Origin of the sequence: Streptomyces violens, from assembly GCF_000717745.1 — a bacterium.
Lineage (GTDB): Bacteria > Actinomycetota > Actinomycetes > Streptomycetales > Streptomycetaceae > Streptomyces > Streptomyces violens.
On sequence record NZ_JOBH01000004.1, the window covers coordinates 208816 to 232064 of the forward strand.

Annotated in this window: 22 protein-coding genes; 13 read left to right on the plus strand and 9 right to left on the minus strand. The window is 71.4% G+C overall.

Annotated features, from left to right (window positions below):
- The first annotated feature begins 24 nt into the window (after nucleotides 1–24).
- From IF04_RS0109645 to IF04_RS0109660, 4 genes are all read left to right on the plus strand, one after another.
- Nucleotides 25–1575, plus strand: a complete 1551-nt coding sequence (locus tag IF04_RS0109645) for an AMP-binding protein (protein WP_030253524.1) — start codon at nucleotides 25–27, stop codon at nucleotides 1573–1575.
- Between the two features lie 131 nt (nucleotides 1576–1706).
- Complete coding sequence (locus IF04_RS0109650; protein ID WP_051831064.1) at nucleotides 1707–2891, plus strand: glycoside hydrolase family 88/105 protein; 1185 nt, start codon at nucleotides 1707–1709, stop codon at nucleotides 2889–2891.
- 48 nt (nucleotides 2892–2939) lie between these two features.
- A complete protein-coding gene (locus IF04_RS0109655; protein WP_030253528.1) occupies nucleotides 2940–3611 on the plus strand; it encodes a HEAT repeat domain-containing protein in 672 nt (223 codons plus the stop codon).
- 3 nt (nucleotides 3612–3614) lie between these two features.
- Entirely contained in the window at nucleotides 3615–4622 is a 1008-nt protein-coding gene (locus IF04_RS0109660) for a HEAT repeat domain-containing protein (protein ID WP_030253530.1), read from the plus strand.
- Between the two features lie 60 nt (nucleotides 4623–4682).
- Here the strand turns inward: IF04_RS0109660 and IF04_RS0109665 are convergent, their stop codons facing one another.
- Genes IF04_RS0109665 through IF04_RS0109675 form a run of 3 tightly spaced genes read right to left on the minus strand, consistent with a single transcriptional unit; the run spans nucleotide 4683 to nucleotide 6999 of the window.
- Nucleotides 4683–5690 (minus strand): zinc-dependent alcohol dehydrogenase family protein, encoded by a 1008-nt coding sequence (locus IF04_RS0109665; protein WP_030253532.1) that lies wholly within the window; start codon nucleotides 5688–5690, stop codon nucleotides 4683–4685.
- A gap of 43 nt (nucleotides 5691–5733) precedes the next feature.
- On the minus strand, nucleotides 5734–6192 hold the full coding sequence (locus IF04_RS0109670; protein ID WP_030253535.1) for an RpiB/LacA/LacB family sugar-phosphate isomerase: 459 nt from the start codon (nucleotides 6190–6192) through the stop codon (nucleotides 5734–5736).
- A 21-nt stretch (nucleotides 6193–6213) separates the two neighbouring features.
- On the minus strand, nucleotides 6214–6999 hold the full coding sequence (locus tag IF04_RS0109675; protein WP_063829460.1) for a triose-phosphate isomerase family protein: 786 nt from the start codon (nucleotides 6997–6999) through the stop codon (nucleotides 6214–6216).
- A gap of 227 nt (nucleotides 7000–7226) precedes the next feature.
- On the opposite strand from IF04_RS0109675, the gene IF04_RS0109680 reads away from it, so the two are divergent.
- The 3 genes from IF04_RS0109680 to IF04_RS0109690 all read left to right on the plus strand — a co-directional run bounded on the left by IF04_RS0109680 (nucleotide 7227) and on the right by IF04_RS0109690 (nucleotide 9464).
- Nucleotides 7227–8327: an LLM class flavin-dependent oxidoreductase gene (locus IF04_RS0109680; RefSeq protein WP_030253539.1), complete on the plus strand. Its 1101-nt coding sequence runs from the start codon at nucleotides 7227–7229 to the stop codon at nucleotides 8325–8327.
- Entirely contained in the window at nucleotides 8324–8971 is a 648-nt protein-coding gene (locus IF04_RS0109685; protein ID WP_030253541.1) for an FMN reductase, read from the plus strand. Before IF04_RS0109680 ends, IF04_RS0109685 begins: the two co-directional genes overlap by 4 nt.
- A 154-nt stretch (nucleotides 8972–9125) precedes the next feature.
- Nucleotides 9126–9464, plus strand: coding sequence for a DUF1330 domain-containing protein (locus IF04_RS0109690; RefSeq protein WP_030253543.1), 339 nt, complete (start codon nucleotides 9126–9128; stop codon nucleotides 9462–9464).
- Nucleotides 9465–9501: 37 nt separating this feature from the next.
- Here the strand turns inward: IF04_RS0109690 and IF04_RS0109695 are convergent, their stop codons facing one another.
- Complete coding sequence (locus IF04_RS0109695) at nucleotides 9502–10506, minus strand: aminoglycoside phosphotransferase family protein (protein ID WP_051830973.1); 1005 nt, start codon at nucleotides 10504–10506, stop codon at nucleotides 9502–9504.
- A gap of 109 nt (nucleotides 10507–10615) precedes the next feature.
- Here IF04_RS0109695 and IF04_RS0109700 point away from each other — a divergent pair, with 109 nt between their 5' ends.
- The 6 genes from IF04_RS0109700 to IF04_RS0109725 all read left to right on the plus strand — a co-directional run bounded on the left by IF04_RS0109700 (nucleotide 10616) and on the right by IF04_RS0109725 (nucleotide 16980).
- Nucleotides 10616–11236 carry a TetR/AcrR family transcriptional regulator gene (locus IF04_RS0109700; RefSeq protein WP_030253548.1) on the plus strand — a complete coding sequence of 207 codons (621 nt, stop codon included), beginning with the start codon at nucleotides 10616–10618 and terminating at the stop codon, nucleotides 11234–11236.
- A 190-nt stretch (nucleotides 11237–11426) separates the two neighbouring features.
- On the plus strand, nucleotides 11427–12647 hold the full coding sequence (locus tag IF04_RS0109705) for a cytochrome P450 (RefSeq protein ID WP_030253550.1): 1221 nt from the start codon (nucleotides 11427–11429) through the stop codon (nucleotides 12645–12647).
- Between the two features lie 48 nt (nucleotides 12648–12695).
- Nucleotides 12696–12890 (plus strand): ferredoxin, encoded by a 195-nt coding sequence (locus IF04_RS0109710; protein WP_030253553.1) that lies wholly within the window; start codon nucleotides 12696–12698, stop codon nucleotides 12888–12890.
- Nucleotides 12887–14125, plus strand: a complete 1239-nt coding sequence (locus IF04_RS0109715; RefSeq protein WP_030253556.1) for an NAD(P)/FAD-dependent oxidoreductase — start codon at nucleotides 12887–12889, stop codon at nucleotides 14123–14125. Before IF04_RS0109710 ends, IF04_RS0109715 begins: the two co-directional genes overlap by 4 nt.
- A 62-nt stretch (nucleotides 14126–14187) precedes the next feature.
- The gene (gene uvrA, locus IF04_RS0109720) at nucleotides 14188–16680 is read left to right on the plus strand and encodes an excinuclease ABC subunit UvrA (protein ID WP_106975573.1); all 2493 of its coding nucleotides are present in this window, start codon (nucleotides 14188–14190) and stop codon (nucleotides 16678–16680) included.
- An 84-nt stretch (nucleotides 16681–16764) separates the two neighbouring features.
- Entirely contained in the window at nucleotides 16765–16980 is a 216-nt protein-coding gene (locus tag IF04_RS0109725; RefSeq protein WP_030253560.1) for an EF-hand domain-containing protein, read from the plus strand.
- A 104-nt stretch (nucleotides 16981–17084) separates the two neighbouring features.
- Here the strand turns inward: IF04_RS0109725 and IF04_RS0109730 are convergent, their stop codons facing one another.
- From IF04_RS0109730 to IF04_RS0109750, 5 genes are all read right to left on the minus strand, one after another.
- Nucleotides 17085–17480, minus strand: a complete 396-nt coding sequence (locus IF04_RS0109730; RefSeq protein WP_030253563.1) for a hypothetical protein — start codon at nucleotides 17478–17480, stop codon at nucleotides 17085–17087.
- Nucleotides 17481–17646: 166 nt separating this feature from the next.
- On the minus strand, nucleotides 17647–19098 hold the full coding sequence (locus IF04_RS0109735) for an amino acid permease (RefSeq protein WP_030253564.1): 1452 nt from the start codon (nucleotides 19096–19098) through the stop codon (nucleotides 17647–17649).
- Nucleotides 19099–19206: 108 nt separating this feature from the next.
- Complete coding sequence (locus IF04_RS0109740; RefSeq protein ID WP_030253565.1) at nucleotides 19207–19422, minus strand: dodecin; 216 nt, start codon at nucleotides 19420–19422, stop codon at nucleotides 19207–19209.
- A gap of 102 nt (nucleotides 19423–19524) precedes the next feature.
- On the minus strand, nucleotides 19525–19986 hold the full coding sequence (locus tag IF04_RS0109745; RefSeq protein WP_030253566.1) for a universal stress protein: 462 nt from the start codon (nucleotides 19984–19986) through the stop codon (nucleotides 19525–19527).
- A gap of 254 nt (nucleotides 19987–20240) precedes the next feature.
- Nucleotides 20241–23105, minus strand: coding sequence for a peroxidase family protein (locus IF04_RS0109750; protein WP_030253568.1), 2865 nt, complete (start codon nucleotides 23103–23105; stop codon nucleotides 20241–20243).
- Nucleotides 23106–23249: the final 144 nt, after the last annotated feature.

Here is a 23249-nt window from a genome sequence, read left to right on the forward strand (position 1 = left end):
GAGCCGAAAATCATTGGAGGCTGCATGGATCTCGCGTCTGCACCCGCCGCCATCCGCTCCGCCGGCCACGAACGCCTCTACCCCACCTTCCACGACCGCACCGCCCGCATCGCGACCGGGCTGCGCGCCCTCGGTATCGCGTCGGGTGACCGGATCGCGGTCGTGATGCGCAATGAACCGGCCTATTTGGAGGTCACCACGGCCGCCGCCCAGGCGGGCATCTCGGCGGTCCCCGTCAACTGGCACTTCCGCCACGACGATCTGCGCCATGTCCTCACCGACAGCGGCAGCCGCGCCGCCTTCGTCCACACCGACATGCTGCCCGCCGTCACCGCCCACCTCCCCGCCGGCGTACACGTCATCGAGGCGCCCGTGCCCGAAGGGGTCGCCGCGGCCTGCGGTTTCACGGCGCCACCGGTCAGCGGCGCGCATCCGGTACTGGACGACTGGCTGGCCGGCTTCGCGCCGCTGGCCGACCCGGCCCCCGACCGCCCCTCGACCGTGATCTACAGCTCCGGTACGACGGGCCGCCCCAAGGGGGTGCTGCGCGACCCCGTACGCGCCGCCGACCTGCCCGACGCCGTGGCGAACTTCCTCTCCTACTTCGCCGTGCGCCCCGGCGGCCGCACCATGATCCCGGCGCCGCTCTACCACGCGTCGCCCAGCCAGCACGCCGTCCTCGCGGTCGCCTGCGGCCTGGACATCACCCTCATGCCGCGCTTCGACGCGGAGGAGTTCCTGCGGCTGATCGAGGCGCACCGAGTCGAGCAGGTGCAGGTCGTCCCGACCATGCTGGTCCGCCTCCTCCGCCTCCCCAAAGAGGTCCGCGAGCGGTACGACCTCTCCTCCCTCACCTCGGTCGTGCACGCGGCCGCGCCCTGCCCGCCGCACGTGAAGCACGCGATGATCGACTGGCTCGGGCCGATCCTGCGCGAGTACTACGGCGGCAGCGAGACCGGGGCCGTGACCTGGTGCGACAGCGAACAGTGGCTGGCCCACCCGGGCACGGTGGGGCGCGCCGAGGGCACCTGTGGGGTGGCGGTGCTCGGCCCCGACGGCCGGGTGCTGCCGCCCGGCGAGACCGGCACGGTCTACCTCAGACCGGCCGACACCTGGCCGCGCTTCACCTACCTCGGCGACCCCGCCAAGCGCGCCGCGATGGAGTCGGCGGCGCTCCCCGGCTATGTCACCATCGGCGACGTCGGCCACCTCGACGAGGACGGCTACCTCTATCTCAGCGACCGGCTGAACGACATGGTGATCTCCGGCGGCGTCAACATCTACCCGGCCGAGATCGAGGGGTGCCTGTTGGCGCTGGACGGCGTGCGGGACGCCGCGGTGTTCGGCATCCCGGACGCCGAGTACGGCGAGACGCTGGCCGCGCACATACAGGCCGACCCCGCCGCCGGCCTCACCGCCGAGGCCGTCCGCGCTCATGTCGCGGCCCGGCTGGCCAAGTACAAGGTCCCCGGGACCGTCGTCTTCGAGGAGACGCTGCCCCGCGACCCGTCCGGAAAGCTCTTCAAACGCCGGCTGCGCGAGCCGTACTGGGAAGGGCACGGCTCGAAGATCTAGAAGCAAGTCCCCTTCCGTCGGCGGGAGTTGGCGTGCCATTCTGTGCGCCGCATGGGTGAACTCCGTTCACGTGCATGACTCGTGCGGCTCGCGTGACCTACGTGGCTTCCGTCGGCGGAAAGGGCGTACGCATGAGAGACCTGGGGCACCTCGGAGAACCTGTGGGCCGGCGGCGCGTCCTCGCCGCCGGCGCCGCGCTCGCCGCCGGACCGGCCCTCCCCGCCACCGCCCGCGCGGCGGCGGCCCGCACGCCGTCCGGGGCGCTCCCCTCCAGGGCGGAGATCACCGCCGTACTGCGCCGGGTCGCCGACCACTGGATCGGCGCGCACGCCGACCCCGGCGACAACAAGTGGGCCCGCGCCACCTTCTTCAGCGGCCTGATGGCCCTGTACCGGCTCACCCGCGACGCCCGCTACCTCCGCTACGCGCGCGGCTGGGCCGAAGGCCACGACTACGCGCTGAACAGCGGTGTCACCACCCGCCACGCCGACGACCACTGCGCCGGGCAGACCTATCTCGACCTGTACGAACTGGAGCCCGAGCAGGGGAAGATCGCGGCCATCGAGGAATCGCTCCACCGGATGGTCTTCACCGACCGGCCGGAGAAGAACGACGACTGGTGGTGGGACGACGCGCTGCACATGGCGATGCCGCCGTTCGCCCGAATAGGCCGGCTGCGCGCCGAACCCGCCTACTGGGACAAGCTGTACGCGCTCTACACGCACACCAAGTCGGCCGAGGGCGGGCCCGGCCTGTACGACCCGGAGTCCGGCCTCTGGTACCGCGACAAGCGTTTCCTGCCCGGCGGGATCCTCTCGCCGGACGGCAAGCCGGTCGTGTGGTCGCGCGGCAACGGCTGGGTGGCCGGCGGCCACGTCAAGACGCTCAAGACGCTGCCGGCGGGCGCCCGGCACGTACCCGAGTACCGCGCCACCCTGGTAGGGGAACTGGCCGCGCTCCGCGCCGTCCAGCGCGCCGACGGGTTCTGGAATGTGAACCTCGCCGACCCCGCGCACCTCCCCGGCCCGGAGACCAGCGGTACGTCCTTCTTCCTGTACGCCACCGCCTACGCCCTCCGCGCCCGCCTCGTCCCGCGCACGCAGTACTTCCCGGTCGTGACGCGCGCCTGGCACGGCCTGACCACGACGGCCGTGCACCCCGACGGCTTCCTCGGCTACGTCCAGGGCGTCGGCGACCGCCCCGAGTCGAGCCAGCCCGTCGGATACGACACCACGGCCGACTTCGGCGTGGGCGCCTTCCTGCACGCGGGCTGCGAACTGGCGGAACTGGCCGTCTCCCGGACCGGTCCCGCTTGACCTTGACACAGTGACAAGGTCTTCACTGTTGCCGAGGAGGTGGTCCTCATGATCACGCCGAGAGAGGACACGAACGCGATGCGAGCTCTCCAGGGGCTGGAGGACGACAGCTCGTCGGTTCGGCTGCAGTCGGCGCTGGCGGTCGGCACGGCCCCGGACCCGGGATTCATCGGCAAGCTCATCGAGCGCTGCGCGATCGAACCCGAGTTCTACGTGCGCGAAATGCTGACGTGGGCACTGACCCGCCACGCGGCATCGATGACGGTCCCGGTGCTCGTCGACGAAGTCCGCTCGGGGCGTGCGCAGGCACGGAGCCAGGCGTTGCACACGCTGTCCAAGATCGGGGACCGGCGAGCGTGGCCGGCGATCACACCGGCGTTGCTGTCCGACGCCGACGACGAGGTGGCCCGGAGCGCCTGGCGGGCAGCGGTCGTGCTCGTGCCCGAAGGCGAGGAGCACGAGTTGGCCGTAGCGCTGGCGGCACAGCTCGGGCGCGGCGAACGCGAGACGCAGCTGAGCCTCAGCCGGGCGCTGATCGCGCTCGGTGAGGTGATGCTGCCGACGCTGGGCGCCGCGACGACGGATCCCGACCCTCGCGTACGCGCGCACGCGGTCGCCACGGAGCGGCTGTGGCGCGATCCGGACGCCGGCTTCGAGTTCGCGATCGAGGAGGCGAAACGCGTCGTAGCCCTCGGCGGGGCCGGCCAGGAGGGGCGGTAAGCAGTGCTGATCGGTGACGTCGCGCGACGCTCCGGGGTCAGCGCCCGCATGCTCAGGCATTACGAATCGCTGGGCCTGGTGCGGCCGACGGGTCGTACCGGTTCCGGCTATCGGGAGTACTCCGGCGAGGACATCCGGCGGATCTTCCACATCGAGAGCCTGCGGTCACTGGGCCTGTCGCTGCGCGACGTCGGGCGCGCGCTCGATGACCCCGGCTTCGCGCCCGCGGAACTCGTCGACGACCTCATCCGCCGGACGCGAGACCGCATCGCGGCGGAGACGGAGCTGCTCACGCGACTTCGTCGGATCGGTGCCGCGGAACCCGCCGGCTGGGAGGACGTCCTCCAGACCGTCGCGCTCCTCCAGGCGTTGGGGTCGAAGAACGAGGGGGCACGGCAGCGCGCGGCCCTGTCCGCGGTCGAGGACGTTCCCGTACCGGTGGAAGCACTGGTCGAGGCCGTGCTGAGCGAGTCGGACCCGAACGTCGCCGGAGCCCTTCGCTGGGCTCTGGCGCGATCGGGCGGGGACGGGCCGGCACTGCTGGCGGAGGGCCTCGTCTCACCCGCGGCCGAAGTGCGGAAACGTGCCGTCCAGTCCATCGCCGAGTTCCCGAACGACGAGGCGACCGCACTGCTGCGGGACGCCCTCACGAACCCCGACATCGTGGTCCGCGGGTACGCGGCTCTGGCGCTCGGGGCACGGGGAGTGGCCGACGCGGTCCCGACACTCCTCGACATGATCGTCGAGGAGCGGGACGACGCCGGCGCAGCCGATGCGCTGAGCGCGCTGGCGAGTGATCCCGCGCTGGCGGATCGGATCGCCACCGGGCTCGTCGACTCCCTCGCCCGCCCCACCACGGGATCGGCTGCGCGTCGACGGCTGACACAGGCGCTGGCGGACATCCCGGGGACCACGGCGTCACGTGCCCTCGAAGCTCTGTCACATGACGAGGACCGTGTTGTTGCGCTCACCGCGACATGCATTCTCCAGCTGCGCAGCGCGCGAGAGTGAAGGGCGGGCAGAGGCTGAGGCCGGACGGGCAGGGGCCTCAGGGCCGTCGCCGGGGGCGCGTCAGGCGGGCGTCTTGTCCGGGACGATCTGGAGCTTGCGGCCCGTGCCGCGTTTGAAGGTCTCCAGGGCCTCGGCGTACTCGTCCAGCGCGAACCGGTGGGTGATCATTGTTTCGGAGTCGATGAAGCCCTTGCCGAGCAGCTCCACGGCACGCCCGTAGCTGTGCAGGATCGCCATCGAGCCGACGATGCGGATCTCGTCGTTGTAGATCCGGAACGGCGAGAACTTCGCCAGCTCCTGGTCGGGGGCGCAGCCGAACTGCTGGAACGTGCCGCCGCGGATCGGCCGGGTCAGCCCGTCCTCGATGGCCTTGATGTTGCCGGTGCAGTCCGTGACGACCTCCCAGCCCAGCCGCCGCTCCAGGTCGTCCGCGCTGGTGGCGACGTGGTCCGCGCCCAGCTTCTTCGCCACCGCGAGGCGGTCCTCGTTGATGTCCACGACGGAGACGGAGCCGGCACCCGCGCGCTGGGCGACCTGCATGTACAGCAGGCCCATGGTGCCCGCGCCGTAGATCAGGAAGTTGTCGCCGAGCTTGGGGTCGACGATGTCGAAGCCGCGCACGATCGTCGACAGCGGCTCGATGAGCGGGGCGTGCCGCAGTTCCACGGTCTCCGGCAGCCGGTAACAGTTGCGGGCCGGCACCTTCACGTACTCGGCGGCGGCGCCGTCCACGGTGATGCCGATCGTGCCCCACTGCTCGCAGAGGTTGCCGCGGCCGATGGCGCAGAAGTGGCAGGCGCCGCAGTAGATCGCCGGGTCGGCGGCGATCTTGTCGCCCTCGGCGAAGGCGGTGACGCCCTCGCCCACCGCGACGATCTCACCGGAGAACTCGTGCCCCGGGATCACCGGGTACCGGGTGGGCCCGAACTCGCCCGCCAGCATGTGCACATCGGTACCGCACAGCCCGGCGGCGGTGACCTTGACGACGACCTCGCCGTGGCCCGGCGTCGGGTCCGGCACGGTGGTCACGGAGAGCTTGTGCGGTTCCTCGATGACGACTGCGCGCATGGTGCTCACACCTTTCGGAGGGAGGGGCGGGGGAGCGGCGGTTTCAGGCGGGGATGGCGCGGTTACGGGACTCGACCTGCTTGATCTTCTCCACCTTGGGCGCCGAACCGCCGCCCGCGAAGTCGGAGACCAGCCAGTGGTCCAGGCATACCAGTGCGGCGTGCACGCCCATGGTGCGGCTGCCGAAACAGGCGATCTGTGCGTCGTTGGACTTGCGGGCCCGCTCGGCGCTGTAGCTGTCCGGGATCTGCGCGGCGCGGATGCCGGGCACCTTGTTGGCGGCGATGGCCATGCCGATGCCGGTGCCGCACACGAGGACGGCGCGTTCGTGCTCGCCCCGGGCGACGCTGCGCGCGACCCGCTCGGCCACGTCCGGGTAGTCCTCGTCCGCGGTGGCGCTCAGGTCGGTGACCGGGTAGCCGCGCTCGGTGAGATGCGCGATCATCGCGTCCTTCATCTCGAAGGCGGCGTCGTCGCAGCCGATGGCGATGCGGTACGTCATGGGTGTTCTCCCTGGGAGCGGTCAGACCGGTTCAGAGTGGTTCGGGGCGGTTCGGACGGGTGCGATCTCGTCGAGGACGCGGCGCAGGCCCTCGGTGTCGTGCGCGAGCCGGCCGAGGAACAGGCCGTCGACGGGGCCGGCGGAGAGCCGGGCGTACGTACCGGGCCCGGCGGTGCCGCCGTAGATCAGGCGGCCGCGTACGTCGTGCTCGTCCAGGCAGGCGCGGATCGCGGCGGCCACCGCGAGGACGTGATCGGCGGGGGCGGGGTCGGCGGCGCCGATGGCCCAGACCGGTTCGTACGCGATGACCACCTCGCTGCCGGGCACGGCGCCCGCCAGCGCGGCCCGCACCTGCTGACGCGTCTCCTCGACGGCCGCCCCGAGATCGGCGCCGTCCCGCTCGCCCGCGCAGACGACGGGAACCAGCCCGGCGGCGGTGGCGGCGCGGGTCTTGGCGCGCACGGTCTCGTCGGTCTCGCCGAAGTACGCGCGCCGCTCGGCGTGCCCCACCTCGACGTACGTGGCGCCGGCCTCGGCGAGCATCCCGGCGGACACCTCGCCGGTCCACGGGCCGGACTCGGCCCAGTGCACGTCCTGCGCGCCGAAGGCCACGCCGGTGCCGGCCAGCAGCTCGCGGGCGTCGGCCAGGGCCGGGAAGGCGGGGAGGACGAAGAGGTCGACGGCGCGTGCGCCGAGCGCGGCGGTGCCGGCCAGCGCGGCGACGTCCGCGAGCCACTTCCGGGTCTCGGCGAGACCGAAGTACAGCTTCAGCGAGACGCCGATCACGGGGCGGCGGTCAGGGATCACGTCATTCATGATGCTTAAAACAAAAGCACCTGTGAAGTTCACAAGTCAAGGCGTGAACTTCACGAGATCGGTGTTATTTCGGCCGGGTCGTGTCGCTGAGGTGAGGTGACGCGCGGAGGGTGCGCGAAGGTGCGGAATAGCTGCGAGCCCGCTACGGTTGGGCGGTGTAGTTCACGATTCAACTAACGCAGTGCATTCAACCAACGCAGCGCACGGAGGCGGGCACCATGCAGTTCGGGATCTTCACCGTCGGAGACGTCACCACCGACCCGACGACGGGCCGGACGCCGACCGAGCACGAGCGGATCAAGGCGATGCTCGCCATCGCGCTCAAGGCCGAGGAAGTGGGCCTGGACGTCTTCGCCACCGGCGAGCACCACAACCCGCCCTTCGTGCCGTCCTCGCCGACCACCATGCTCGGCTACATCGCGGCGCGCACGGAGAAGCTGATCCTCTCCACGTCCACCACGCTGATCACCACCAACGACCCGGTGAAGATCGCCGAGGACTTCGCGATGCTGCAGCACATCGCCGACGGCCGGGTGGACGTGATGATGGGCCGCGGCAACACCGGCCCGGTCTACCCCTGGTTCGGCCAGGACATCCGCCAGGGCATCCCGCTCGCCATCGAGAACTACGCCCTGCTGCACAAGCTGTGGCGCGAGGACGTGGTCGACTGGGAGGGCAAGTTCCGCACCCCGCTGCAGGGCTTCACCTCGACCCCGCGCCCGCTGGACGGCGTACCGCCCTTCGTGTGGCACGGCTCCATCCGCAGCCCGGAGATCGCCGAACAGGCCGCGTACTACGGTGACGGCTTCTTCGCCAACAACATCTTCTGGCCCAAGCACCACTTCCAGCAGCTCATCCGCCTCTACCGGCACCGCTACGCGCAGTACGGGCACGGCACCCCCGAGCAGGCGATGGTCGGCCTCGGCGGCCAGGTGTTCATGCGGAAGAACTCCCAGGACGCGGTCCGCGAGTTCCGCCCGTACTTCGACAACGCGCCCGTCTACGGGCACGGCCCCTCCCTGGAGGAGTTCACCGAGCAGACCCCGCTGACCGTCGGCAGCCCGCAGCAGGTCATCGAGAAGACCCTTGCCTTCCGCGAGTACTTCGGCGACTACCAGCGCCAGCTGTTCCTGATGGACCACGCGGGTCTGCCGTTGAAGACCGTGCTGGAGCAGCTCGACATGCTCGGCGAAGAGGTCGTCCCCGTGCTCCGCAAGGAGTTCGCCAAGAACCGCCCGGCCGAGGTGCCGGACGGGCCGACGCACGCGGCGCGCGTCGCCGAGCGCGACGCCGCGGCCCTGGAGGAGGTGGCGGAATGAAGCCGCTGAAGATCGTGGCCGTCTCGGCGGGGCTGGGCGTCCCGTCGTCCACCCGCCTGCTGGCCGACCGGCTGTCGGAGGCCACCCGGCAGCGCCTGGCGGGTGACGAGCCGGCCCGCGTGGTCGAGGTACACGTCGTCGAACTGCGCGACCTGGCCACCGACATCGCGCACAACATGGTGACCGGCTTCCCGTCGCCCGCGCTGGCCGAGACGATCGAGGCGGTGACGGAGGCGGACGGCCTGATCGCCGTCACGCCGATCTTCACCGCCTCCTACAGCGGGCTGTTCAAGTCGTTCTTCGACGTGATCGACAACACCGCGCTGACCGGCAAGCCCGTACTGATCGCGGCGACCGGCGGTACGGCCCGGCACTCGCTCGCCCTGGAGCACGCGCTGCGCCCGCTCTTCGCGTATCTGCGCGCGGTGGTCGTACCGACCGCCGTGTACGCGGCGTCCGAGGACTGGGGCACGGGCGGCAGCGGCCCCGGCGGCGCGCTCACGGAACGCATCGACCGGGCGGCGGGGGAGCTGGCCGCCCTGGCCCTGGGGCGGGCGGCCACGGCACCCGCGGCCGAGCCGGCCGACGACGCCTTTGACGTCGTGCCCTTCGCCGAACAGCTGGCCGCGCTGCGGGCCAACTGACCTGCGCGGCACGGCGTACCGCAGGTCCGCCATGACCTCCGAGGTCATCGACGCGCTGACCCGGGCCTGGAAACGTACGGGTCAGCGCGGGCCGCACGGAGCGGCCGCCGGCCATTCGGGCCTTCGGGCCCTGAGGCAACCAGAGGGGACTGCCATGAGCGCGTACGCCGTGGGTCACATAAAGGGCGAGAGCCGGCACGAGGACGTGCTGTCCTACATGGAGCGCATCCAGGAGACGCTCGACCCCTTCGGGGGCCGCTTCCGGGTGCACGCCGCCAAGGCCGAGGTCCTTGAGGGCACCTGGCCCGGCCACCTGGTCCTCATCGAGTTCCCGGACCTGGAGCAGGCCCGTGCCTGGTACGACTCGCCCGCCTACCAGGAGCTCATCCCGCTGCGCACCCGCCACCTCGACGCGGACATCCTGCTGGTCCCGGGCGTCCCGCCGGGCTATGAGGCGGCGCAGACGGCAGCCGCCCGACGCGCGGCGGTCTAGAACCTGTGTCGGAGCGCCGGCCGGCGTGGCGCGCGGTTCACAGACCGGCGACCTCCGCGAGGACCCTGGCTTCCATCAACTCCTCGCCCCCGCCCGGTACATCGTCGTGCGCGGCGGCCCACAGGGCGCTCTCGACGGAGCGGGCCACGCCCCAGGCCGCCGCGCGCTCGGGCGGTATGCCGAGCCGGTCGGCGAGCAGCCGCAGCCGGGTGCGCAGCAGTGCCTCCGGTGCGTCGTACTCGAACGGGTCGTCGAGCTGGGTCAGCAAGGGCCAGGGGTCGTACCCCGGGTCGCCGGTCATCGGCTTCGGGTCGATGGCGAGCCAGCCCCGCGGGCCGTCGGCGGCCAGCACGTTGCCGGGGTTGAAGTCGCCGTGCACGACGACCTCGCGGCGGGCGGTCGCGGGCAGCTCGCGCAGCAGGGACGCGCCGAGCTCCACCAGGCCGGGATCGTACGGCGGCCGGAGCCGGTCCATCCGTTCGCGTACCTGGTCCGACCATTCGGCGCAGACCGCCGCCACGGTTTCCAGCTCGCCGTCCGGAGGCCGGGGCGCGCGCCACAGCGCGTCCAGTACATCGGCGGCGCGGTCCAGCCCCGCCTCGGGGGAGAGGGTGGCGTCGGCGTGCCGGTCGGCTTCCGGTACCGCGTCGAGCAGCGTGGTGCCCGGTACGCAGCGTTCGAGGAGCAGCGCGTGCCGTGCCGGGTCGTGGGCGAGCAGCCGGACCGCGCCGTGGCCGCTCCAGGCGCGCAGCGCGGCGGCCTCGCCCGCGGCCTCCCGGTGCGGCCAGGTCACCTTCAGTACGGCCGGGTCGCCGTCGGGCAGCCGCACCGGGGCCACCCAGGAGCAGCTGCCGCCGTGGAACGGGGGCGACAGGCGCAGCTCCCACCGTTCGGCGGCCTCGCGGACCAGTCGCGGCAGCCGGGCCAGCCAGGCCCGGCCGGAGGCATGCGCGGTCACGGTCCCGGCCACGGGGAGGCCGGGCGGGAAGAGCTCGGGCCGCCAGGGGGCGGTCTCGGCACCGGCGTACGGGGGCTGAGGCATGGCCGCACGGTAGCGGTTGCCGGGGCTGCGCGGTGGCCGCGCGGTGGGGTGCGGGACGAGGTATGAAATTGTTGAGTGCCCGCCAGGACGAGAAAGAGGCGTACGGCGCATGACGGAGAGCCCGGCCGCACGGCCCAGGAACCCGCGCGGCCAGGGTGACCGGCTGCGCGAGGAGCTGCTGAGCGCCACGGAACGGCTGCTGGAGCAGGTCGGCAGCGAGGACGCGCTGTCACTGCGCGCCGTGGCCCGCGAGGCGGGCGTCGCGGCGCCCAGCATCTACCGGCACTTCGCCGACAAGACCGAGCTGGTCTGGGCGACGATGCAGGTCAGCTATGAGCGGCTGGTCGAGGACATGGCGGCGGCCGGCGCGCTGGTCCCGGAAGGGGACCCGGTGGCCCGGCTGCGTGCCCGGCTGCGCGCCTACTGCACGTACGCCATCGACCATCCGGCGAAGTACCGCCTGCTCTACGAGACCCGGCAGTCCCCGGTCGGCCCCGAGCGGCTGGCGCAGCACCCGGCGGGGCTGCTGGTGCGCGGCCTGCACGACGCACTGGCGGCGTGCGAGGAGGCGGGCTGGCGGGTGCGCGGCTCCCGGGAGGAGGCGCCGTACGTCCTGTGGTCGGCGGTGCACGGCCGGGTGATGCTCTGGCAGGTCCTGCCCGCGACGAAGAATCCCGAACGCCTGCACCGTTTCGTGGACGAGATCCTGGAGCTGTTGCTGGAGCGCTGATCTTCGCGTATCGATCTGCGGTCTGTTTCGTGAGGACCTTGAGTTGTAATTAGCACCTAACCGCCGCTTCAGCCTCGCTCAGGCACCCCCCCGGCTCGTTTGCCTGCCTATTACGCATGTAAGTTTACGGTTGTTAGGCGAAGCCCCACCGCGGCGCACGTCCTTGCGGTACGTGCCTTCTAGGAGCGACATGACCGTCACTTCCCCCCATGCCCCGCTGCCCGTGGAACCCCCCACCGGCTGCCCGTTCGACCCGCCCGCCGAGCTCGGCCGGATGCGGATCGAGGAGCCGATCAAGAAGATCTCGCTGCCCGACGGCAGCTGGGCCTGGCTCGTCACCCGGTACGCGGACATCCGAGCGATCCTCGGCGACACCCGCTTCAGCTCCGACACCCTCACCCCGGGCTACCCGCTCAGCGGCATGACCGGCGGCGCCACCACCGAGAACCGCGGCTTCATCCGCATGGACCCGCCGGAGCACACACGGCTGCGCCGGATGGTCACCCGCGAGTTCATGGTCAAGAAGGTCGAGGCGCTGCGCCCGGAGATCCAGCGGATCACCGACGAGCTCTGCGACGCGATGCAGACCGCCAAGCTGAACGGCGCGGACTCCGTCGACCTCGTCGAGGCGCTCGCCCTTCCGGTGCCCTCTCTGGTCATCAGCGTGCTGCTCGGCGTCCCGTACGAGGACCACACGGTCTTCCAGGACCTCACCGGCAAGCTGCTCTCCCGCACCATCCCCAAGGCGGAGGCCGACGCCGCCCGCGAGGAGCTGCGCGCGTACCTCGACGGCCTGGTCACCGCCAAGGAGGCGAACCCGGGCGACGACATCCTCAGCCGGCTCATCGTCGAGCAGCAGCAGGCCGGGGAGATCACCCACGACGACGTCATCGGCTTCGCCGCGCTGCTGCTGGTCGCCGGGCACGAGACCACCGCCAACATGATCGGCCTGTCCGCGCTGAGCATGATGGGCGAGCCGAAGACCGCACAGCAGCTGCGCGAGGACCCGTCGCTCATCCGTGGCGCCGTCGAGGAACTGCTGCGCTTCCACAGCATCATCCGCAACGGCCCGCGCCGCGCCGCCACCGAGGACATCGAGATCGGCGGGCAGCTCATCCGTGCCGGCGAGGGCGTCGTGGTCGCCGTGCCGTCCGCCAACCGCGACCCGGAGACCTTCGAGGACCCGGACAAGCTCGACGTCTGCCGCCCCAACGCCCAGCACCACGTCGCGTTCGGCTACGGCATCCACCAGTGCCTCGGGCAGGCGCTGGCCCGCGTCGAGCTGCAGGTCGTCCTCGGGACCCTGCTGCGCCGCTTCCCCACGATGCGGCCCGCCGTGCCGATCGAGTCCATCCCGTTCCGCACGGACATGGCGATCTACGGCTGCCACGAGCTGCCGGTCACCTGGTAATCCCGTCCTCCCACCACCCCACAGGAACCCCCACAGGAGTCAGCAGCCATGAACATCACCCTCGACATCGACAAGTGCTGCGCCGCCGGCCAGTGCGTGCTCGTCGCCCCGGAGGTCTTCGACCAGCGTGACGAGGACGGCATCGTCGTCCTGCTCGACGCCCAGCCGCCCGCCGAGCAGCACGCCGCGGTCCGCGAGGCCGCCGCCATCTGCCCCGCCGCGGCCATCCAGGTCGACGCATGACCGTCGGACGCATTGCCGTCGTCGGCGCCTCGGCGGCCGGCCTCGCCGCCGTCGAGGCGCTGCGCCGGGGCGGCTGGACCGGCGAGCTGACGCTGGTCGGCGACGAGCCGCACCTGCCGTACGACCGGCCGCCGCTCTCCAAGCAGCTGCTGAGCGGCGACTGGGACACCGACCGGCTGGGGCTGCGCACGGCCGACCAGCTCGACGCGCTGGACCTGGACGTCCGGCTCGGTACCAAGGCCACCGCGCTGGACGCCGGGACGCGCACGCTGACGCTGGACGACGGCGACCGGCTGGCCGCCGACGGCGTGATCGTCGCCACCGGCGTCCGGGCCCGCACCCTGCCGGGCCTGGCCCGCCTGGACGGCGTCCACACGCTGCGCACGCTCGACGACGCGCTCGCGCTGCGGACCTGGCTGTCGGGCGCGCCCCGGCGGCTGGTCGTCGCCGGCAACGGCGTGCTCGGCTCCGAGGCCGCAGCGGTGGCCCGCGAGCTGGGCCACGAGGTCACGCTCGTCGGCCGCGACCCGCTGCCCATGGGCCGCCTCGTCGGCGAGGGCGTGGGCGCGCTGCTGGCCGCCGAGCACGAGCGGCACGGCGTACGGCAGTTGACCGGCGCTCTGGAGGGCGTGGAGACCGCGGAAGGACGGGTCACCGGCGTACGGCTGGCCGACGGCACGGCCCTCGACGCCGACACCGTCCTGCTCGCCATCGGTTCCGAGCCGGCCGTGGACTGGCTGCGTGCCGACGCGGCGCTGGACACCGCCGACGGGCTGCGCTGCGACGAGTACTGCGCCGCGGCGCCCGGTGTCTACGCCGCCGGTGACGTGGCCCGCTGGTACCACCCGGGCCACGGCCGCCACCTGCGGATCGAGCACCGGATGAACGCCACCGAGCAGGCCATGGCCGCGGCCAAGAACCTGCTCGTGGAGCTGGGCGTATCGGAGGACGAGCGCCGCCCGTTCGCGCCGGTCCCGTACTTCTGGTCCGACCAGTACGGCATGAAGCTCCAGGCGTACGGGGTGCTCGCGGGCGCCGACCGGGCCGAGACGGTGCTGCTGGACAAGGAGCAGCGGCAGGTGGCCGCGCTGTACGGCCGCGACGGGCAGGCCACCGGCGTGCTCGCCGCCGGACTGCCGCCCCGGCAGATCCGCGGCCTGCGCGCGGTGATAGCCACGCCGGGGCCGTGGGAGGAGGCGCACCAGCGCCTGCTCGCGGCCGTCGGCGCGGAGTGAGACGGGGGACGCCGGCCGGCCACCTCCCCGCCGGCCGGCCGGCGTCCCCGATCATGGAGGGCATGACCGATTCGTACGTACGGGTGCGCGGCGCCCGTGAGCACAACCTCCGCGCCGTCGACGTGGCCATCCCGCGGGACGCCTTCTGCGTCTTCACCGGTGTCTCCGGCAGCGGCAAGTCCTCGCTCGCCTTCGGCACCCTCTACGCCGAGGCGCAGCGCCGGTACTTCGAATCGGTCGCGCCCTACGCCCGGCGGCTGATCCACCAGGTCGGCGCGCCCAAGGTCGAGGAGATCACCGGGCTGCCGCCGGCCGTCGCCCTGGAGCAGCGCCGCTCGGCCCCCACGTCCCGCTCCTCCGTCGGCACCGTCACCACCCTCTCCAACAGCCTGCGCATGCTCTTCTCGCGCGCCGGCGACTACCCGGCGGACAGCACCGGACGCCTCGACTCCGACGCCTTCTCGCCCAATACGGCGGCGGGTGCCTGCCCCGAGTGCCACGGCCTCGGCCGCGTCCACCGCGTCACCGAGGAGTCCCTCGTACCCGACCCCTCCCTCTCCGTCCGCGACGGCGCCATCGCCGCCTGGCCCGGCGCCTGGCTCGGCAAGAACCTCCGCGACATCGTCGCCACGCTCGGGTACGACATCGACCGCCCCTGGCGCGAGCTGCCGCAGCGGGACCGCGACTGGATCCTCTTCACCGAGGAACGGCCGGTCGTCACCGTGCATCCGGTACGCGAGGCGGGGCGCATCCAGCGGCCGTACCAGGGCCAGTACCAGAGCGCCCGGCACTACGTGCTGCACACCTTCGCCGACTCGCAGAGCGAGACGCAGCGCAAGCGCGTCGCGCAGTTCCTGGTGTCCGAGGCGTGCCCGGCGTGCGACGGGCGGCGGCTGCGGCCCGAGGCGCTGGCGGTCACCTTCGCGGGGCACGACATCGCCGCGCTGGCCGGGATGCCGCTGGCGGCGCTCGCCGCACTGCTGCGGCCGACGGCGGAAGGCACGGACGGCACGAGCGGTATGGGCGGTACGAGCGGTTCGGCCGAGGAGAGCGTGGCGGGCACCCTCGCGCGCGACCTCGTGGCCCGCATCGAGGTGCTGACCGAACTCGGCCTCGGCTACCTCAGCATGGACCGCCCCTCACCCACCCTCTCCGCCGGCGAGCTCCAGCGGCTGCGCCTCGCCACCCAGCTCCGCTCCGGCCTCTTCGGCGTCGTCTACGTCCTCGACGAGCCCTCCGCGGGCCTGCACCCGGCCGACACCGAGAGCCTGCTCACCGTGCTCAACCGCCTGAAGCAAGCGGGCAACTCCCTCTTCGTCGTCGAGCACGACATGGACGTCGTCCGGCGGGCCGACTGGCTCGTGGACGTGGGACCGCACGCCGGGGAGCACGGTGGCCGCGTACTGCACAGCGGACCGGTCGACGGCCTCGCGGACGTGACCGAATCCCTCACCCGCCGCTACCTCTTCGGCGGGCCCGGCGGCGACGGCGCGCGCGAGCCGCGCAAGCCCTCGGGGACCGTGCGCCTCTCCGGCATCCGGCTGCACAATCTCCGGGGGCTGGACGCGGAGTTCCCCCTCGGGGTCTTCACGGCCGTCACCGGCGTCTCCGGGTCGGGCAAGTCGACCCTGGTCACGCAGGTACTCGCGGACGCCGTACGGGAGCGACAGGGCGGCCCGGGCCCGGAGGACGACGACGAGGCGCGCCCGACGGCCGAACTGGCCGCCGTCGAGGGCCTGGACGCCGTGGACCGGCTCGTCCGCGTCGACCAGAAGCCCATCGGCCGCACCCCGCGCTCCAACCTCGCCACGTACACCGGACTGTTCGACGCCGTAAGAAAGGTCTTCGCAAGCACCGACGAGGCGCGCGCCCGCGGCTACAAAGCGGGCCGCTTCTCCTTCAACGTCGCCTCCGGGCGCTGCGAGACCTGCCAGGGCGAGGGCTTCGTCGCCGTCGAACTGCTCTTCCTGCCGGGCACGTACGCGCCCTGCACGGCCTGCCACGGCGCCCGCTACAACCCCGAGACCCTGGAGATCACCTACCGGGGCCGGAACATCGCGGAGGTCCTGGAGATGACCGTGGACGCGGCGGCCGACTTCCTCACCGAGGTCCCCGCCGCCGCCCGCAGCCTGCGCACACTCCAGGATGTCGGGCTGGGCTACCTCCGACTCGGCCAGCCCGCGACGGAACTCTCCGGCGGCGAGGCGCAGCGCATCAAGCTCGCCACCGAACTCCAGCGCACCCGCCGCGGTCACACCTTGTACCTGCTGGACGAGCCCACCACCGGACTGCATCCGGCCGACAGCGAAGTACTGCTGCGCCAGCTGCACGGGCTGGTGGACGCCGGGAACACGGTGGTCGTCGTGGAGCACGACATGGGCGTGGTCGCGGGCGCCGACCACGTCATCGACCTGGGGCCGGGCGGCGGCGCCGACGGCGGCCGGATCGTGGCGTCCGGCCCGCCGGCCGAGGTGGCGACGGCGCAGGACAGCCGCACGGCGCCGTACTTGGCACGCGCGCTGGCCCGCCTTGGCGAGGACGGGGGACGGCCATGACCGGCCTTTGGTGACGGTCGGTTAATGTACCCGGGTCGGTTACCCACACGACACGACAACAGCACCGCATGAAGGGGGCACCCCGTGGCAGACATCGAGCAGGCCAAGGCCGCATTCGCACGATTCGACGCGAACGGCGACGGCAAGGTCACGGCCGAGGAGTTCAAGCACGCGATGGCCGAGATGGGCGACGCCTACGTCACCGGCCCCGTCGCCGAGGCCGTCATCAACGCCCGCGACACCAACCACGACGGCCTGATGTCCTTCGACGAATTCTGGACCGCCCTCCAGAAGTCCTGACCCCCAAGCCGAGCCCCAGCCGCTCGGCCGCCCCCTCAAACGCGCCCGCGCCCCGGACACTTCCGGCGCGCGGGCGCGTTTCTGCTTTCCGGTATTTCTCGGCGTTACTTGTGCACGGTGATGCAGGACTTGTACCGCTTGTTCACGCTCCACACATTGCAGAGCCTCGTGCCGTCCCGGTACTTCCTCGGCAGCTTCCCGGGAAAATTCACCGCCAGGCGCTTAGGGGCTCCCGTGTATTTCTTCACGGTGTGCACCCGCTTTCCGTTGACGTAGAAGCGGGCGTACACATTCTGGCCGCCGAGTGAGGAGTACGTCGAGGTCTGCCACCTGTTGACCCGCAGGCCCGTACCTTCGACCGTCGTGCAGGTCTGGTACGAGTCGTTCGTCCCGTTGCCGCCGACGCAGTCGCTCGCGCTGGCGTACGACGGGGAGGACAGCGCCGCGGAAAAACTCACCACGAGGACCGCCGTCAGGGTCGAACGGATTGTCTTGCGCATATGTGTTTCGTCTTTCGTCCGCTGTTCTTCCGCAGCGGCACGTCCAAAACAGCACCGGACGGCTCTGCTTGATCGGTGAGGAGATTAGCGGCAGGAGCGCTGGGCGGTCCAATTACCACGCTAATCGGCTATCCGTATCGTTTTTTCGGACTGGCGGATTGCGAACTCACAGCCGCCCTTCGCGGTCCTCCAGGTCGGCGATTTCGCGCTGTGCCTTGCCGAGCTCGGAGCGGCGGTAGGAGTACGCGAAGTAGATGACCAGGCCGAGCGCGAACCACACGGCGAAGCGGGCCCAGGTCTGCCACTCCAGGAAGGTGATCAGCCAGATGGAGAAGACGACTCCTATGGCCGGGACGATCGGGACGCCGGGGCACTTGAAGGCGCGGGGCAGGTCGGGGCGCTTGTAGCGGAGCACGATGACCGCGATGCAGACCACGACGAAGGCCAGCAGGATCCCGATGTTGGTGAGTTCGGCAGCCTCACGGATCGGCAGGAAGCCCGCGATCAGAGCCGATGCCGCGCCGACGATCCAGGTGACTCGGGTCGGCACATGCCGGGTCGGGTGGGTTTTGGCGAACCACTTCGGGAGGAGGCCGTCGCGGCTCATGGAGAACCAGACGCGGGTCACGCCGAGCATGAACGTGAACATGACGGTCAGGATGCCGATGATCGCGCCGACCGCGATCATGTCCGCCAGGCTGCCCAGGCCGACCGACTTGAACGCCGTGGAGAAGCCGCTCTCCGGGTCGATCTTCGTGTAGTTCTGCATGCCGGTCAGCACCAGGCAGGCCAGGACGTACAGGACCATCGAGATCAGCAGCGAGTACAGGATCGCCTTGGGCATATGGCGCTGGGCGTCCTTGGACTCCTCGGCCGCTGTCGACATCGCGTCGTAGCCGAAGACGGCGAAGAAGACCGTGGCCGCGCCCGCGAACGCCCCGCTGAGGCCGTGGGGGAAGAACGGGGAGTAGTTCCCGGTGTTGATGTGGAAGAAGCCGACGGCGATGACGACCAGGACGACCAGGACCTTCAGGCCGACGACGATCGTCTCGAAGCGCGCGGCGTTCTTGATGCCGAGGGTGAGGAGATAGGCGATCAGAAGGCAGAGGGCCGCGGCGAAGAGGTCGACGCGGTGGCCGTCGCCGGTGCCGGGCGCGCCCAGCATCCACGCGGGCAGTTCGACGCCCAGCTCGCCCAGCAGGAAGCTGAAGTAGCCGGAGATGCCGATCGCCACCACGGCGACGATCGCGGTGTACTCCAGCAGCAGGTCCCAGCCGATGAACCAGCCCGCCAGCTCGCCGAGGACCGCGTACCCGTAGGTGTACGCGGAGCCCGCCTTCGGGATCATCCCGGCGAACTCCGCGTACGAGAAGGCGGCCGCCGCGCTCGCGATGCCCGCGATGAGGAACGACAGCAGGACGGCGGGGCCGGCCTTCTCGTTCGCGACGGTGCCGGCCAGCGTGAAGATGCCGGCGCCGATGATGCCGCCGACACCGATGGCCGTCAGCTGCCAGAGGCCGAGCGTGCGGGTGAGCTGTTCGCCCTTGCCGCCCTCGGTCTCCTGGATCATTTCGATCGGTTTGCGGCGTAGTACGCCCTGTCCCGCGCGCAGGCCCATGTGATGTCCTCTCGTCGGTCCGACGGCGGATCATCATCGTCCTTATCGGACGCTTACGGAAGGCGACTCCCCATACTGCGGGCGGCGACCCGGAATCGGGCGCTGGGATCAGTCGGAGTCCTCCAGCCGGAAGCCGACCTTCAGGCCGACCTGGTAGTGCTCGATCTCGCCGTTCACGATGTGGCCGCGCACCTGCGTGACTTCGAACCAGTCCAGGTTGCGCAGCGTCTGGGACGCGCGCCGCACACCGTTGCGGATGGCGGCGTCCACGTTTTCGTGGGACGTTCCCACGATCTCGGTCACACGGTAGGTCCGGTCGGTCACGGCAGACTCCCTCGTCGGCGTGTCGGTTCGGCGTGTCGCTTTGGCGCGGCGGGCCCTCTCACACAGTGCACCGGACCGCCGCGCCCCGCCTCCCGAGCGCGGTTACGGGACGACCGTCACCGGCCAGCGGCCCGCCTTGACCAGCCGTACCGCGACCGAGCCCATGATCCGGTGTCCGGCGGACTCCGACGCGCCGACCACCACCGCGTCGGCCTTCAGTTCGTCCGCCATCTGGAGCATCGCGCTGTACGGATCACCGCGCACCGTGTGGAACTCCCACCGCAGGTCGTAGATCCCCTGATGGCGCTCCGTCGCGGAGCGGATCTCGGCCATCAGCTCTTCCGCTATCTCGTCCGTGGTGTACGTGACGGGGGCGCCCAGCGCGGCGCCGGCGGGCAGCACCGGCTGGACGTACACCAGGACCAGCTTGGAGCCCTGGCGGCGGGCCAGACCGGCGGCGTACGAGGCGGCCCGCCACGACGACTGCGTGCCGTCGATACCGACCACGATGATCTTGGGCCCGTCCGTGCCGCGCTCGAAGGGCGCGGGAGTCTTCTCCTCCACAGGGAGGAGGTTAGAGCATGTGTCTGAACCCCGGCCGGGCGCCCGCCGCCTGGCACGCACGCTCGCGGTGTTGCCGAAACGCCCTGGTAGCTCCGCTACCAGAGCGCTCCGGCGCCTTGCGATCGCACGCACCGGACGACGTGCGCTGATCCGACCAGGGCCCAGACACATGCTCTTGACTCCCGCGCCCCGGAGCGACCCCGTGGGGCTTCACAAGATCGCTCAGCCCGCGTGCGCGGTCCGGCGGCGGTCCCTCACGACTCCGCGCCGGTGCTGCGCACCGGGAGCACCGGACGCCAGGGCGCGAAGGCACCGGCGTCGCGGGGCAGCATCGCCGCCAGCTCCGGGCAGTGCCGCAGGATGACGGAGTTCATCCCGTTGCGCGCCACCCAGTCCATGCCCAGCGGCGTGTAGATCTCGGGGCGGAAGTCGACGGTCAGGAACCGGTCGGACTGGATGCGGCGGCTCGCCATCAGGATGAAGATCCGGAAGGCGGTGTCGCTGAACCCGAAGCCCTGCGGCGGAGTCTCCGCGAACAGGCCGACCATGGTGTCGATCTCGTCGACGTCCCGGTACACCTCCTTCAGGAGCCGGGCCGTGTCCGGGTCGCCGGTGACCTCCTCGAAGCGGGTCAGCCGCGGCTTGTGCAGCCCGGCCCGGAAGTCGTTGTACCGCGGTACGCCGCGCCGCCGCGTCCGTACCAGGTCCACCACCGACAGGTCGATGATCTCGCCGTCCCGCTCGAAGTGGGTCAGCGCGCGCGGGTAGTTGTGCAGGGTGATCGCGCCCGGGTGCGCGATGCCCAGCGAGTACAGCGAGTCCGTCAGGCCCGTCTTGCGGGCCAGCCCCTCCGCCGCGCCGCCCTGCAGGTCGTTGAAGGACAGGGCCTCCAGGCGCTGCCCGAAGTGGTGCTCGCGCAGCTCGTAGTCGTCCGGGAGCAGCGGGTGCATCCGGTAGACGGTGACGAAGTCCTCGGTCAGCGAGAACGGCACGTTGTGGTGGTCGGGCAGGGTCTTCGGGATGCCGTGCAGCGAGTGCGACTCGACCAGCCACAGGCCCAGCTTGTGCAGCCAGTTGTCCGGCGGGCCGTCCCAGTTGGTGTGCAGGCTGATGTCGATGGCCTTGGTCGCCAGGATCGACGGGGTCCACTCCACCGTGTGGATCTTCGCGATCAGCGCGGAGACGATGAGCCGGGCGGTCTGGTAGACCTGCTCCTCGGTCATCTTCGGGTATTCCCTGTGCAGCGCGTCGCAGACCGCGTTGTGCTCGCGGGCGAAGAGGGTGTGGATGACCGACAGGCCCAGCCACCAGCTGTCGTTGAAGCCGGTCAACGGCATGCCGTTGGAACCCATCGGCAGATGGCCGTCCTCCAGGCGCAGCTTGGCGCCGTCCGGCTCGCGCAGGTTGCGCGCGGTGCTCTCGTCGCCGCCGTACACCTCCGAGCCGTCCCACCAGGGCGAGGTGGTGTTGGTGAAGAGGATGGGCGGCTTGCCCGGGCGCTCCAGGCCACGGTTGTCGGCGATCCGCATGACGTTCTCGGCCGGGCCGCCGGGGGTGTTGTACCAGGTGCTGCCGGGCGGCAGCGGCACCTCGACCGACCGCTCGGCGAGGGAGTACCGCTGGTGGTTGACCCAGTCGTGGACCTGGAACTGGATCCAGGCGGCGGCCAGGATGTTCAGCGAGGTCGCGGGCTGGAAGGCGCGGCGGTGCAGCAGCTCGCGGGCCACGGTGACGGCGTTCGGGGTGTCGAAGAGGTCCGGGCGGTAGACCGGCTTGAGGTTGCGCCCGAAGGTCGCCTGGCCGGCCGCGCCCATCCGCGGCGCCGACAGGTCGGTGTGCGAGCCGTCGTACGAGCGGGCCGTGCGGGCGCGCTCGTCCACCGTCTCCGGCACGGGTACCGCCTTCGGCGGCGCCTCGGGCAGCTCGGTGTCGATGAGGTTGCGGCGGCGCAGTACCTGCCGCAGGACGACCAGGTTGAGCAGGCCCGCCTCCAGGGGCAGCCGGTGCCAGGGGAGGAAACGGTTGAGCGTGGTGAACACCGCCCGCAGCGGCACCCCGAGCACCGTGTTGTGCAGCGGTTCCGCGGTCTCGAAGCGGATGCCGAGGCGGTGTGCCGCGCTCGCCTGGTACGCGGCCTTCCTGGCCCGGTTCAGGTTGCCCAGCGGGCGGAAGTCCTCCGTGGTGTGCCACGGGTTGAACGAGAGCTGTTCGATGCGGCGGGCCGCGGAGCCGGCCTCGGCGGTGGTGATGTCCTGGCGCGGGATCGTCAGCCGCGCCACCGGGATCACGGGTGCGTCCGTCTCCCGCCAGTCCGAGGCGCCGTTCTCGACCGGCGTGCGCTTCTCGTCCACGAACCGCTGTACGCACAGGTCGAATTCGACGTCCGCGGCGGCCAGCCGCTCGGTCAGCTCGTGCCGCAGATGGTCGGGGTCGTGCCGGTCCGGGCGGGGCGCGGGCGCGCCGCCGGGCGTGGGCCGCAGCTGGTAACGCACCGGCCCGGCGTCGCCCCACAGGCACGCGCCCCGGCTCCAGTACGTCTCGCGTGCCAGCGAGCCGACCGTGTGCCGCGCCGCGGCCTGCACGTTGCGCCGCATCCGCGTCGCGGTGCCCCAGCCGACGGCCAGCGGCAGCTTCACCAGCAGTCCGAACGCCTTCTGCAGGGGCGTTTTGGCGCCCGCCATCGCCTTGGCGAACGCCACGAACTCGCGGGCGTTGCGTGCGTGGCTCACCGGGAAGTTGGTCGCCAGCAGATCGTGGGTCTCCTCCGCCGACACCTCCACCCGCACGGCGACGCCGCGCAGGTCGGGCGAGACGTCGGAGCCCGGGATGCCACTGGCGTTGGACAGCCGCACCAGCGCCGGGTACTCGGCCCCCGGCTGGGCGTAGCCCTGGGTCAGCGCGGGCGGCAGATCGTCGTTGAAGCGCAGCCTGGCGTTCTCCACGCCGAGGATGCCCTTCGCATGGACGGCGCGCTGGGCACCTGGCGCGCCGCTGCTCCTTTTGTTCCGCGACTGCACGCGCATCAACTCGCGCGCCAGCTTCTCGAAGAGCAGCCGTTCCGCCTCTGGACTGCCGCCTTCGTACGTCTCGTACTGCACGTAACTCACGGTGTCGGCCATGGGTCCGCACCCTCCGAAAGGGAAGAAGAGCGGCCGACGCTACTCGCCCGGGCAGGGCCCTGGCACGGTCCGATTCGCGCCGATTCCGCCCGGCTGCTGGCGGCCTCCCGAGGTCGGTCACCGGCGTCCAGTCCGGCATCCGGC